A 16,372-nucleotide genomic window follows, 5' to 3' on the forward strand; every position below is an offset into this window, starting at 1 on the left:
CGGGGGCTTCATGAAAATGAACTCCCGTTTTTGTTTTTATTGAATAAATTTAATTGTATACAAAAAGTGATTATTTACTATCAAATTGTTGTAAATGAGTAGTTTATGAGTTAATTTTAATCTTGCAATTACTGTGTAGGTACCAAATTCATTTCTTCCGTTTCGTCATTTCTATATCATCCGTCTTTTTTATTTCTAGACACATTCATTAAAACACTCTTCATAGTTCTCTTATCGACGGTTCTCTTATTGAAACAAATCGTTAAATGCTAACCGCAGATTTATGAAAGATTCTACCAATGTTTTAAAAAATGATCAATTCAAGGGATTGGCTCATTCTTTTACGAAAACTTTTGAAAGCATTATTGGAGCAATAAAAAACAGTTCTTTTTCTTTAGCGATAAAATTGTTTTCATTGTCCTTATTGCTGTTTCTTTTAAGTTCGGCTGATGATTACGATGGAGCTCAAACCGTTAAACCGCAAAAAGGTTTAATAATTATGAGCGCACAAGCCGCTCCTCCCTGCGTTAGTGTATTATCCGCTTCCTGTAAGGAAGCCAATAGTGGTTACTCTACTATGGACTTTAAGGTAAACCTTGATGGTCCGTGTAAAGAGGAAATAACGGTTGAATACTATACAGGCAATGGAACGGCCCTTGTGAAAGAAGATTATAACGCCACTTCTGGTACAATAACTTTTGCCCCTGGTGAAGTTTCAAAAATAGTGAAGGTGCTTTTTAAAGGTGATTATTACGATGAGGAGAATGAGCAGTTTTTCATTTATCTGAAGAATGCTAAAAATGCAACCATTTGTGAAAGCAAAGCGGCTGGAACAATCATAGATGACGATCCTTTCCCTACATTACGCGGAGCTGATATGTCGGTTGGCGAAAAAAATGACGGTATTGTAAACCTTAAGTTTTACTTCAATTTTAAAACCTGCAGCCATAAAGAAACCCGTGTGGATTATTATACCTATGATGGCACCGCAACTGCAGGAGAAGATTATCAGGAAACTAAAGGCACATTAATCATTCCTGCTGAACAAACAAAATTTGAAATAGTAGTTCCAGTTTACGGCGATACTAAGGTTGAACCTAATGAAACCTTTTTCATCAAATTATTGAATCCTGATGGTTTGATCTTAAATGATGATGTTTTTCAGGCAACGATTTTAAATGATGATAAGGAATCAGCTATCCCCGCATTATCGATCAGTAATTCAACAGTTAGTGAGGCTGATGGAACGGCTTCATTTACAGTTAGTTTGAGTTCAGCAGCAGCACAGGCTGTAACCGTTGATTATGCAACTGCTGATGTAACGGCCACTGCGGGATCAGATTATACCGCTGCTTCGGGTTCCTTAACCTTTGCACCTGGTGAAACCTCTAAAATCATAGATGTAGCTATTACAGATGATACAGAGGATGAATCGGATGAAACCTTTAATGTTAATTTATCCAATGTATCGGCTACTGCCACAATAAGTGACGGCCAAGGTGTTGGAACGATCCAGGATAATGATGAACCTCCAGTAACTCCTGAACTAACAATTAGTAGTTCAACGGTTGGCGAAAGTGAAGGCACAGCAGTCTTTAATGTTAATTTGAACGTTGCTTCCAGTGAAACCATAACCGTTGATTATGCTACGGCAGATGGCAGTGCCAATTCAGGAAGTGACTTTTCTGCCACCGGAAGCGGAACACTAACTTTTGCTCCTGGGGAAATATCAAAAACCATTATTATTGATATTCTTAATGATACTGAAGAGGAAGGTGATGAGCAGTATTATGTAAATCTGTTCAATGTAACAAATGCTACAATAATAAATGGTCAAGGATTGGGAACCATTGTTGATGATGACCAGCCAGTTATTTTGCCGGGTGTGCAAATCTCAGGTGGTGTTTTCAATGAAGCTGTAGGCTCTGCCGAAATAACCATCTATTTATCACAGGCAGGTACTGAATCTATATCGGTGGATTTTAATACAGCCGATGGTACTGCAACAGCCCCCAACGACTATACCGCTAATTCAGGAACAGTAACTTTTGCCCCAGGCGAAACCTCGAAAGTAATTAACGTATCGATTGCAAATGATCAGATCGATGAAGAAGATGAAACTTTCCGGGTTGTTTTATCGAATGTAGTTAATGCTGATCTTTTAGATGCTGACGCTACTTTTTCAATCTTAGATGACGACGGTCTTCCAACAGTAAGCGTATTGAACGCTCAGGCAAATGAAGGTGACGGCACAATAACAGTTACAATTCAGCTTAATGGCGAAAGTTCACAAGATGTAAGTGTTGATTACGCCACTGCCAATTCTTCGGCAGTTGCTGGTCAGGATTATACCGCTACCTCAGGAACGGTTACTTTTCCTGCGGGATCAAGTAATTCAACACAAACATTTACTGTTGCAATTACCGACGATAATGAAGATGAAACCAACGAATCATTTTTGGTGAATTTAAGTAATGCAGTTAATGCAGATATTGCTAATGCACAGGGCGAAGAGACCATAATTGATAATGATGAAACGCCTCCTGCAATTTCAATCAGCAATGTAACTGTAAACGAAGGAAATTCAGGTACGGTGGATGCAGTGTTTACGGTGTCTCTTGATAAAGCTGCAACAGGGTCAGTTACGGTTGATTGGGCAACTCAGGATAATACAGCCGCTTCACCTGCTGACTATGTCTCGGGAAGTGGAACACTAACCTTTGCTGTCGGTGAAACGTCAAAAACCCTTACGGTAACCGTAAACGGAGATGAAACGGTTGAAAACGACGAATCGTTCCTGGTTAATTTAACCAATGCTACCGGCGGGGCCACCATAGCCGATGCACAAGGAGTGGGAGGTATCACCAATGATGATGAGACTCCTCCGGCGTTTACAATTGATGATATAACAGTTGCTGAAGGAAATTCAGGTACTGTTAATGCTGTGTTTACTGTTTCACTGAGCAAGGTAGCCGAAGGAACCACCACCGTTGATTGGTCAACACAGGATAACGGTGCAACTTCGCCATCAGATTATGCTTCGGGTACAGGAACGCTCAGTTTTGCTGCTGGTGAAACATCAAAGACAATAACCATAGTTATAAATGGTGATGAAACCGTGGAAGGAAATGAAGCTTATCTGATTAATTTAAGTAATGCAACCGGTGGGGCAACCATTGGTGATCCACAAGGATTTGGTGTGATTACTAATGATGATGAAACCTTGCCAGCATTAACTATCAACAATGTATCAGTAACTGAAGGTAATTCAGGTACAGTGAATGCCGAATTTACTGTTACGTTGGATAAAGTTGCAGGCGATATCATAACTGTTGACTGGTCTACACAAGATAATGGTGCAATTTCACCATCTGATTATGTTTCAGCAACCGGCTCACTTAGCTTTGCCGCCGGTGAAACTTCAAAAACGGTAACCGTTACCATAAATGGAGATGTAACGGTAGAAGGCGATGAAGGCTTTTTGGTGAACCTTAGCAATGTTAGCAGTGGTGCCACTATTGCCGATGCTCAGGGAATAGGAACAATTGAAAACGATGATGAAGCTCCTCCATCATTTGACATTGACGATGTTTCAGTAGCTGAAGGTAATTCAGGAACATCAACAACTATTTTAACAGTTACCTTAAATAAAGCGGCAACTGGAACTGTCACCGTTGATTGGTCAACTCAGGATAATGGTGCTTTATCACCTTCAGATTATGTTTCGGGCAATGGAACGCTCACATTTGCTGCAGGTGAAACCTCAAAAACGATCACCTTAACTATTAATGGAGACGTTATTGTTGAAGGCAATGAAGGCTTTTTGGTGAATTTAACCAACGCAACCGGTGGAGCTGCCATAGGTGATTCTCAAGGTTCGGTAACTATAAGTAATGATGATGAAACCCTGCCTGCCTTAACAATTGGTAATGTTGAGCTGACCGAAGGAAATTCAGGAACCAGCAATGCTGTGTTAACGGTTACCATGGATAAGGCGGCTGCCGGTGCTATTACCGTCGACTGGTCTACACAAGACAATGCAGCCGTATCACCTACCGATTTTGCTTCCGGTAATGGAACACTCACATTTGCCGCAGGCGAAACTTCTAAAACTATTACCGTTGTAGTAAATGGTGATTTGACCAATGAACCCGATGAAATATTGTACGTTAACCTTGCCAATATTAGCAGCGGTGCCACCATTTCTGACGGCACGGGCTATGTAAATATTTTAAATGACGATGAGCCACTACCGGTTTTAAGTTCTCAGGATATTCAGGTAAATGAAGGGAATTCAGGTACCGTTGATGCGGTGTTTACTGTTACGCTCGATAAAGCAGGTACAACCCAAATTACGGTCGACTACCAAACAGTTGAAAATTCGGCGACAGATCCTGAAGATTTCACGGCTGTTACAGGTACATTAACATTTGCCCCTGGTGAAACTTCTAAGACCGTTACCGTAAAAGTAATTGGTGATGTAGATGAAGAAGGAACCCATGGATTTTATCTTCAGTTATTAAACCCTTCAAGCAATGCGACAGTAGGAACTGCCTTTGTTTATTGCACAATCACAGACGATGATTTGAATATACCTGCTGTTCGTATTTATGATACCTATGTGTATGAAGGAAATTCAGGTTCTAATGATGTTACTTTTTATGTTTATCTGAATAAAACCTCAACAGAAACTATTACAGTTGATTTTGCAACCGAAGATGTAACAGCTGTTGCTGGTGAAGATTACGTGGCAGCATCTGGAACTTTAACCTTTAATCCGGGTGAAACCTACAAAACCTTTACAGTAGCTGTTAACGGTGATGTTGATTTTGAGGCCAATGAGCAGTTCAAAATAAATTTAACCAACATTACAAATGCAACCACTGAAGATGGCGTCGGTAATTTTATAATTTATAATGATGATAATGCAGTTATCGCTTATGTACCCGACTCCTATTTTAACCCTGAAGGGGATTCGGGAACTACTACCAAAACCTTCTATGTTTACCTTTCAAATTATGCATCAAAAGTAGTAACTCTTGATTATGAATTGCTTGACGGTTCAGCAAAAGATGGAGAAGATTATGTGGTACAAACAGGAACACTGACCTTCAATCTTAACGAGTATTATAAAGGAATTGACATTGTTTGTAATGGAGATAATGATTATGAAGGTAACGAGTTCTTTATACTTAAAATAAGCAATATTCAAAATTCATTAATAACCGACTCGGAAGGTATCATTACAATATACGATGACGATGCTCCTACTGAATTGTATGTTTCGGATACTTATGTAAACCCGGAAGGAAATGAAGGAGAGACACAAACAGCTACATTTACGGTGTTCCTAACTAATTATTCCGACCAAGTTGTCACAGTTGATTACGCTACCGGCAATGGAACGGCAGTTTCAGGTACTGATTACGAGTCAACTAGCGGAACATTAACCATTAATCCGGGTGAATATTATAAACAAGTGACCGTTAATGTAAACGGAGATAATGCACTTGAATCAAATGAAATATTCCAACTCCAGATCAGCAATCCAACAAATGCTACCATGCGAGATGCATTCGGTATAACTACCATTTATGACGATGATAATCCTCCTTATTTTTATGTTACCAGCACAAGTGCAACTGAAGGTAATGATGAAACATTTTATATTTATAGATCGGTTTTAACAGGAACAGCAACAGTTAATTATGCCACCATCAATCAGAGCGCAGTTGCTCCTGGTGATTATACTGCTGCAAATGGCACCATGACCTTTAATGCGGGTGAATATTTCAAGCCGGTGACTGTTACAACTATTAGCGATGGTGAAGATGAGCCATATGAATATTTTACCATGCGATTATCAATGCCTTCTACGGGTTATGTAATCCTCGATCAGGACGGCTATGGAGAAATACAGGGTCAATCAGGTATTAACTATAATTATTTAGCTACAAGTGGTGCATCAGTTACTGAAGGTGATAGTGGAACACAAACGTTGTCTGTTTATATTTCATTAAATCGTGCCGGCAACAATAATCCGGTTACAGTAAATTATGCATTGCAAAATATTACAGCCACGGGAGGTAGTGATTACGTGGCATCATCAGGTACTTTAACCTTTGCGACAGACGAATATTTTAAACAAATTGATATTACGATAAACGGAGACAATACTTTTGAACCAGATGAAACATTTAGGGTCCTGATAAGTTCGCCTACTAATGCGTTCATTTTTGAGCCTTCGGCAAATGTTACCATTACCAATGATGACACTCCTGCATTATTATGGGTTGGTGATAATTCGGTTACAGAAACTGATGCCGCAACGGGTAATACTATAACCATAGGTGTATCACTTTCGCCGGCTAATTCTGATCAAACAGTTACCGTTAATTACACCACACAAAATGCGGGTGCAACTTCGGGAAATGATTATACAGCCACTTCTGGTACTTTAACTTTTGATCCAGGAGAAACGTATAAGACTATTGATATAAATATTATTGGAGATAATGCGTTTGAACCGATAGAATATTTCAGGCTATTGCTAAGTTCTCCTGCAAATGCAATAATTGGCGACGGTGATGGATATGTTCAAATTAATGATGATGATCAAACGCCATATATTTACACTACTGATCCAGCTATAACAGAGGGTGATTCCGGTGATCCTATACTTTATTTCTATGTATACCTTAGTAATTTTACCGATAAAGTAGTTACGGTTGATTATACAACACAGGATGTTACTACAACCACAGATGACTATACGCCAGTTAATGGAACTTTAACATTTGATGGAATTAATGGGCAATATGTGGAAGTGCATGTAAACCCTGACTTGGTGTTTGAACCAAATGAGTATGTAAACCTTATACTGAGCAATCCAGTAAATGCAGTGCTAGCGGATACAGAGGGTACAGGTTTAATCAATGATGATGACAATACCCCAATCGTATCCATTTATGATACCTATGTTTATGAAGGTAATGATGGTGAAACGGATATGTATTTCGGGGTTTGGTTGAATCAATACAGTGATCAAACCATAACAGTTGATTTTGCCACAACCAACGGAACAGCAGCTTCACCTGGTGATTTTACTGCACAGACCGGAACCCTAACTTTTGCTCCTTTTGAAACCTATAAGGCAGTAAATATTAAAATTATTGGCGATGTAGTTGATGAATCAGATGAAGCCTTTAAAGTAACCATCAGCAATCCAACCAATGTGTTAATTGGTGATAATGAAGCCACCGGAACCATTTACGATGATGATGCCGGAAGTGGTTTTGCACCAACATCAGGCCGTATATCCAATGTATTTACCCCTAATGGTGATGGTGTTAACGATCGTTTTAAAATAGAAGGTGTTGAAAATGCTGATAATGACCTTACAGTTGTTAACCGCTATGGTTCGCAGGTGTTTAAATCGGTTAACTACAAGAACGATTGGGATGGACAGGGCTGTTCTGACGGTACTTACTTTTATCTGCTGAGAACTAAAGACAAAGACGGTAAGGTAGTGGTGAAAAAAGGATATATAACTTTAGTTAGAAACCTGAATAGGTAGGTTGATTTTGATTAACTGACGGTTAATCCGTAGTTATTGAATTAAATTAATAATAAGGTCAATAAAGCTTAAACTTAAATAAGCTTTATTGACCTTAAATTTTTTAAATTATACATAGAAAGCCAATCTATGTATACTATAGTAAACGTTTGATAGATCGCTAAGTGTGGGTTTATTCACATAATTCTGGCAATTAATCTGATGCGGAGGATTTCTTTTCAGTTGTTAAGGTTTTTTCAATGAAATAATAGCTGTGGTGGTGTTAGATAAAAGTATAGGAATTGTTTTTGTAACAAAAATGCAAAATAATTGCTGCTAACCTTTGCTTTTCAATAAGGCAGTATTTATTTCCTTATATCTACCACTGGGTATTGTTTTATGGTCAAAAAGTTTACGCTCTCAACTTTTGCTGTAAAGGCTGATTACCGTTGGCGATTATTTAATTGCCTTAGCTTTTATGTGCTTTTTCTTTTGTTTCTCTTCAGTTCTGTTTTAGCAACGGCCCAAACAGTTAGTATTAGTAATGCAACCGCCGTTAACGAAGGCAATACAGGAACTCCAAATACACTCTCTTTTACTGTAAGTTTAGATGTAGTTAGTCCGGTTGATATTGTGGTAGGGTATGATTTTACGGGTAGTTCAGCAACTCCGAGTACCGATTTTGTTAATTCTACCACAACAGTTACTATTCCTGCCAACAGTTTAACAGCCACCATTTCAGTTCCTGTAAAAGGTGATTTGATCGACGAACCCAATGAATTGGTACAAGTTAACCTTACAGGTATTTTAAGCGGATCGGCAACTATTGCAGGATCTCCTTCTAATTCTGCAACAGGCCAAATTACCGATGATGATGCCACTCCGGTTATTTCCATATCAAATCCGGCTAATTTTATCGAAGCCAACAGCACTTTAAACTTTCCGGTAACGTTAAGCAATCCAAGCTCGGTCGATCTTACACTTTCGTTTTCATACAGCGGAACTGCCTTTGGCGGTGCGGCTGCTGATCCGGGAGTTGATTATAACAATACGATCACTTCTATTGTAATTCCTGCGGGAAGTACGTCGGCAACCATTCCTATAATCACTTTTAACGATCGCCGTGACGAGGATAATGAAACCATTATTATTACGCTGAATTCGGTTACCTCGGGAGCAAGCATTGCTGCTGGCGCTGCAAGAATAGGAACCGCACAAATTATTGATAATGACGGGGGGCCTAAGGTAGGTTTTGAATACCTCAGCTCATCTTATATCGAAGGTGTTGGAACCGCCGTAACCATTCGGGTTAAATTAACAGGTAATACCACTGAACGCTTGGTTACTGTTCCATATACTATTAGCGGAACAGCCCTGCAATCACCTGCTGCAAATTTCGATTATCAAATTACCGCTAATGCTTCCCCTTTGGTATTTAACGGCAATAATCCATTTGCCGGAACTAACGGTCAACGTACTAAAGATATCACGCTGATCATTACCAATGATAATTTGGTGGAGCTGAATGAAACCGTTGTTTTTACACTCGGAACGCCACTTAACTCATCCGCAGTTTTAGGAAACAATAAGGTGCATACGCTTACCATTTTAAATGATGATGCACAAATAAGTATTCAGGAATTATCATCTACCATTGCCGAAGGCACAGGGGGTGGAACCACTAATTTTACTTTTGTTGTAAAACGCGATGGTGATACACCAATTGATCAGCCAATTGATTTTACATATACGGTTTCACCCAATGGAGCTAGTCCGGCTGATGCGGCTGATTTTTCATCGGGTTTTCCAATAAATGTATCGGCAACTATTCCTGCCAATCAAAGTTCGGTGGTGATCTCAATTCCGGTTAATAAAGATCCGGACATAGAACCTTCCGAAGGTTTTTCAGTTCAGATTACACCGCAGACAGGTGTTGTAACAGGAACTAATACCGCATTAGGGGTTATTCAAAATGATGATAATGCGGTTTCCCTGGAGTTTGCTGCCACCTCAATAAATGAAGGAACCAATACTACATTGTTTGCACGAATTCCTGATGTGCTGCCTTTGCCTGTAACGGTTACTGTAGCTGTAGGAAACATCGCAGGATCAGCAGTAAGGGGAACGGATTATACGGTTACGGCAGGTACCCTTACGTTTACTATTCCAGCCGGTTCAACGGTAAGTAACAGCTATACGATTGCAGCTTTAAACGATAATATTTTTGAAGGAACACTTCCCGAAACATTGATTGCTTCCATTACTTCGGTTACCAATGCCACGGCGGGAGCAGGAGCAATTCTCGCAATTAATGATATCCAGACAGCTCCTACAGTTAGCATTTCGGCAAATAATCTTGTTATAAATGAAATAGGTGCACCCACACAATCAATAGTAACTGTTACCCTAAGCACACGAACTTACGAACCTGTGACGGTTGATCTCGCAGTAGGTATTACTGGAACCGCTTTAATAGGTGATGACTATACGGTAACAGGACAAACTGTAACTATTCCGGCAGGTTCCTTGTCAGCTACAGTTACCATAACGGCTATTAACGATGGTTTTTACGAAGGCTTACCCAATGAAACTGCTGATGTAAATATTTTGGCTGTAAAAGGGGGAGCGGCAACGGAAAGTTCTTCAAACAATAATCTGACTGTTCAGATTGTTGATAGCACTCCATTACCGGTAATTCGCATTGCCAGTGCACCGTCAATTGTTGAGGGAGCCTCAGGCGAGATCAGGTATTTGCAATACACCTACACCCTTGAAAATAATAGGCCAAGTGCTACAGATATCCAGTTAAACTATTCTTTTTCGGGTACTGCCAGCGGAGGAAATAACAGTTCCTTTGATTATGATAATACTACCACACAGGTTTTAATTGAAGCCGGACAAACTACAGGTACTATTTTAGTACCTGTTTATGGAGATAATATCAGTGAGATCCCTTCTCCCGAAACGGTAATCATAACACTTCAAAATGGTAGTGGTTACAATGTAAGCGCTAGTCCCAATAATACCGCCACAGGTAATATTATTGAGGATGATCAGATTCCGACAGTAAGTTTAGTTACTGACTTTTCATTTGTACGTGAACCGGGGGCACATTCTCAGCCCACCACAGCGAGGATCAGAGCCAGGTTATCTAATTCTGACGTTGTATCGGCATCTGATATCACGGTACAGGTTAATCTTAGTGGTACAGCAGCTAATGGTGCTGATTATACTACGGTAATCACCCCAATCACATTAACTATTCCAGCCGGATTAACTGAAAGCGACACCTTTATTAATATTGGAGCAATAACCGATAATCTTTATGAATCATTTGATGAAACCGTTATTGCCGATATTTCATCCGTTAGCAACAATGCTCAAATAGGAGTTGGGACACAGGTAAATATCATTGATAACGATCCGGCGCCGTTACTCACCATTAACGATGTTTCAACTACAGAGGGCAATGCCGGCATGAAATTGTTGAGTTTTACGGTTACCAAAACCGGAAACACCGCTTTAAATGCCACCGTTAATTATTTTACAGTAATTGGTACTGCCACCACAACCGATGCCGATTTTGTTGGCATTGCGGTCAATACTATTACCTTGCTTCCTAATCAGACTTCTGCAACCGTTAATATCAGTATTAATGGTGATACAAAATATGAGAACGACGAAACGTTTTCAGTTTCCCTTCAATCTCCTCAGTTTGCAAATTTAGGCACCAAAAGTACAGGGGTCGGAACGATTATTAATGATGATATTTTACCGGTAATAACTATACAGGGTGTAATTGTTAATGAAAATGCCGGAACCGTTTCGCTTACATTAACCAAAACCGGCACTACTGATTTTGGTTCTACGGTAAATTATTCAACTGCCAATGGATTGGCAGTAGCACCGGGAGATTTTACTAATGCTTCTGGTTCAGTTACGTTTTTGGCAAATGAAACCACAAAAACCATTTCCATCCCAATTATTAATGATGTTTTAGTTGAAACTCCCGAAACATTTACTGTAAATCTTAGCGGGGTATCAGGTGCAACTTTAGGAAATACGGCCGGTACCGTAACTATTGTTGACGATGATGCCACCCAGTTTTATGTAGAAAGCAAAACGGTTAATGAGGGCGCAGGAACAGTTACCTATAAAGTTTTTAAAACCAGCAATACTGTTGCAAGTGTAAATTATACGGTAGCAAGCGGAACAGCAGTTTTAGGAACAGATTTTAACGTATCACCTGCAACAGGAACGCTGAATTTTGCGACTAATGAAGCATCAAAAGATATCACTGTAGCTATTATTAATGATAATATTACCGAGCCATCTGAGAATTTTACCATTACGCTCAGTAATCCTTCGGCAGGAGCAACAATTATTGCCGGTTTGGATGTTGGAACCGAAATAATAACAGATAACGATCCAACACCGGTTGCGAGTTTTGTGCCTAATGCATTACTGGTGAATGAAGGGAACTGTGCTAATACAACGGCCACATTTACTGTTCAGCTGAATAATCCAAGTGCGCAAACAGTTACGGTCAATTATTCAACAGCAAGCGGAACAGCAACAGCCGGCACTGATTTTACCCCAGCTTCCGGTACACTGACCTTCAACCCGGGAGAAACCAGTAAAACTTTTACGGTAACCATTTTGCCCACCGATTTGACCGATGAACCCAACGAAGATTTTACGGTTACATTAAGTAATCCGGTAAATGCAACGCTTGGAGTATTAACGGCCACGGCCACCATTCAGGATATTCCGAATTTAACCTTAAATGTTTCTGGAACCGATTTAACCTGTAACGGCAATAATTCGGGTTCTATCACGGCAATAGCAGGAGGTGGAACGCCTTCTTATGAATATTCTATAGGAGGAGCTTTTCAAACATCAGGTGTGTTTACGGGTGTTGCTGCTGGAACCTATACCGTAACGGCCCGCGATGCGGCAAATTGTACCATCGCTCAAAGCAACGTGGTGATCAGCCAGCCTACAGCACTTTCGGTAACTGTGCAAAGTTCGGCCAATGTTACCTGTAATGGTGGGACAAATGGTTCAATATTACTTTCAGTAACCGGTGGAAACGGAAATTATACCTACCAATGGAGCAACGCTTCAGGTATATTCAGTACCAATAAAGATCAGTTGGCTTTAGCAGCGGGCACTTATCAGGTCATCGTTACTGATGGTTTGGGTTGTAATACTACCTTAAGCAATATTCAAATTACTCAGCCAACTGCCTTAGGAATTTCTCTGGCTCAAACCGGAGCCACCTGTAATGGTTCTAGTAATGGTTCGGTAACGGTAACTGCTTCAGGAGGAACATCTCCTTATTCTTATTCCATTGATGGAGGAACTGCACAGACAAGCGCAACTTTTAGTAACCAGGCTCCGGGCGGTCATACAGTAACAGTATTTGATGCAAATTCATGCCAGGTTACAGATATCATTACGGTTACCCAGCCAGCAGCATTTTCAGTAACGCAGTTCATCCTTACTGATCCTACCTGTTTTGGAGCTTCTAACGGCAGCATTCAGGTTGTTGGTGCAACAGGAGGAACGGGAGCAATACGCTACAGCGTTGACGGTGGAGCTTTTCAGGCTTCATCAACCTTAACCGGCTTAACCACGGGAACACATACGGTTTTATTAAGAGATGCGAATAATTGTACCAGCCAGCCTTTCGTTGAAACCCTTACTCAACCTGCCGCTATTTCGGCGGTAACTACACCTTCGGATGCAATTTGCGCCGGACAAGCAACAGGTTCTATTACAGTAAACAATGCTTCGGGCGGATCAGGAACTTATCAATACAGTAGCAATGGCGGAACGACTTTCCAGGTTTCAAATGTGTTCAGCAATCTTGCAGCAGGTAATTATAATATTGTTGTAAGAGATGCAAACGGATGCTTAAGTCCTGTTTATACCACAACGGTAGGAGAGCCTGCTGCATTTACAGCAACCATTACAGCCGGAGGCAATACTGCTTTATGTCAGGGAGATGCCGTAACCTTAACAGCATCTTCAGGTGGTTCTTATGCCTGGTCAACTGGCGAATCCAGCCAATCTATTGTTGTCAATTCTGCAAATACATATTCGGTTTTAGTTACTGATGGTTCCGGTTGTACGGCCACAGCTTCAATCGCTGTTACGGTCAATCAGCTTCCGCAGGTAACATTCGCTAAAGTTGATCCTTCCTGCGGCAATTCTAACGGATCCATTAATGTCACTGTAACAGGAGGCCTTTCTCCTTATTCTTATTTATGGTCGAGCTCAGAGAATACTTCGAATATTTCCGGTAAGATTTCCGGGGTTTACACGCTCGAAGTTACCGATGCCAATGGTTGTAAAGTTACTACTTCAATTCCTTTGACCGACCAAAATGGTCCCACCGTTACAGTTGATAATAAGGTTGATGTTACCTGTAATGGCGGAAATAATGGATCGGTAAATGTTACCGCAAGTGGTATTGGTACTTTGAGCTATGAATGGACCTCTTCTAATGGTTTTACATCTTCATCCGAAGACATTAGTAATTTATTAGCCGGAAATTATAGCTTAACTGTAACCGATGCAAATGGTTGTATAGCCAATTCAAGTGTGGTAATTAATGAACCGGTTGCTCCGATTGCTACTATTAGTGCCGGAGGAAGTACTAATTTTTGTCAGGGCGGAAGTGTAACGCTAACGGCCTCAGCAGGCACATCTTATTTATGGTCAACAGGTGCAACAACTGCAGCTATAACAGTAAACAATTCTGGTAATTACTCAGTTACCGTAACAGATGCAAATGGATGTAACGCAACGTCTGCCCCTGTTGTTGTAACGGTAAATCCGCTACCACCAACAACTATCACAGCAGGAGGTCCAACCACGTTTTGCCAGGGTGGAAGTGTTACGCTTTCTGCTCCGGCTGGGTATTCTTATCTATGGTCAAACGGAGCGACAACCCAAAGCATCAACGTTACCACTGCAAATAATTATACGGTAACCGTAACAGATGCAAACGGATGTTTTTCTACTTCTGCAGCAACAACAGTCACAGTTAATACGCCACCTACCGTTACAATTACTCCGGGAGGTCCTTTAATTTTTTGTCAGGGTGGAAGCGTAACACTAACTGCAACAGCTGGAAGTGCTTATTTATGGTCGAACGGAGCTGTATCTCAAAGTATTAGTGTTAATGCCTCAGGTAGTTATTCGGTTACGGTAACCGATGCAAACGGCTGTACGGGAACATCCGGTATTACTTCGGTAGTGGTTAACGTTCCTACAACCCCTGTCATTAATCCAAATGGTCCAACTACTTTTTGTCAAGGAGGAAGCGTACTATTAACTGCTTCGGCAGGAAGCTCATATAGCTGGTCTAACGGCGCTAACACTCAAAGTATAACAGCAACCACCTCAGGGAACTATTCGGTAACAGTAACCGATGCAAATGGTTGTTCGGCAACTTCACTACCAACTGCGGTGCTGGTAAATTCATTGCCAACAGCCACTATAACAGCTGGCGGTCCTACTACTTTCTGTATTGGAGGAAGTGTGACCTTAACAGCTCCCGTAGGTTACACTTATTTATGGTCAACAGGAGCTACCACCCAAAGTATTAGTGCTACCGCTTCAGGTAATTATACCGTAACTATTTTTGATGTCAATAGCTGCTTTGATAACTCTACTCCAACAACAGTAACAGTTAACCCACTTCCGGCTGCTCCGGGAGTAAATATTATTCAACCTACTTGTACTGTTGGTACTGGTTCGATTACTGTTACTAGTCCAACAGGGGTAGGTTTTGAGTATTCAATAGACGGAACGACCTATCAGAGTTCAACTTCATTTACCGGATTAACACCCGGTCCATATAGTTTAACCACTAGAAACGCCCAAGGATGTGAGTCGGCAATAACCTCGGTTACGATTAACTCGCAACTGCCAACACCAGCAGCACCAACAGCCAGCACTATTCAGCCAACCTGTACAGTTGCCTCTGGTTCCATTACTGTAACAAGTCCAACAGGAGCAGGCCTCGAGTATTCAATTGATGGCACGAATTACCAGGCAGGACTAACCTTTAACGGACTTACTTCTACTACCTACACTCTAACTGTAAGAAACGCACAAGGCTGTGTGTCGACTGCAACTTCGGTTGTTATCAATGCGCAACCTGCTACTCCTGCAGCACCAACAGCTACTACTGTTCAGCCAACTTGTTTAGTGGCGAACGGTTCAATTACCGTGACTGCCCCACTTGGAGCAGGTTTGGAATATTCGATTGATGGAACAAACTATCAGGCAGGGGTAACCTTTAACGGACTTACTTCTACTACCTACAATCTAACTGTACGCAATGCCCAAGGTTGTGTGTCGTTGGCAACTTCAGTTACCATTGATGCTCAACCGTCAACACCTGCCGCACCTACGGCCAGTACTGTTCAACCAACTTGTTTGGTAGCGACCGGTTCAATTACCGTGACTGCCCCACTTGGAGCAGGTTTGGAATACTCAATTGATGGCACGAATTATCAGGCAGGACTAACCTTTAATGGACTTACTTCTACTACCTACAATCTAACTGTACGCAATGCCCAAGGTTGTGTGTCGTTGGCAACGGCTGTTACTATCGATATTCAACCGTCAACACCGGTAGCGCCAACAGCTACTACTGTTCAGCCAACTTGTTTGGTGGCGACCGGTTCAATTACCGTGACTGCCCCAACCGGAGCAGGTTTGGAGTATTCAATTGATGGAACGAATTACCAGGCTGGACTAACCTTTAACGGACTTACTTCTGCTACCTACACTCTAACT

Annotated in this window: 2 protein-coding genes; both read left to right on the top strand. The window is 41.0% G+C overall.

Features of this window, described 5'->3' with window-relative positions:
• The first annotated feature begins 283 nt into the window (after positions 1-283).
• Positions 284-7,576: a Calx-beta domain-containing protein gene (locus tag C3K47_RS16220; RefSeq protein WP_103790214.1), complete on the top strand. Its 7,293-nt coding sequence runs from the start codon at positions 284-286 to the stop codon at positions 7,574-7,576.
• Positions 7,577-7,954: 378 nt separating this feature from the next.
• Positions 7,955-16,372 (top strand): Calx-beta domain-containing protein (locus tag C3K47_RS16225; RefSeq protein ID WP_103790215.1); only part of this gene is annotated, 8,418 nt, incomplete at its 3' end.

Origin of the sequence: Solitalea longa (assembly GCF_002920915.1) — a bacterium.
GTDB classification, from domain to species: Bacteria; Bacteroidota; Bacteroidia; order Sphingobacteriales; family Sphingobacteriaceae; genus Solitalea; species Solitalea longa.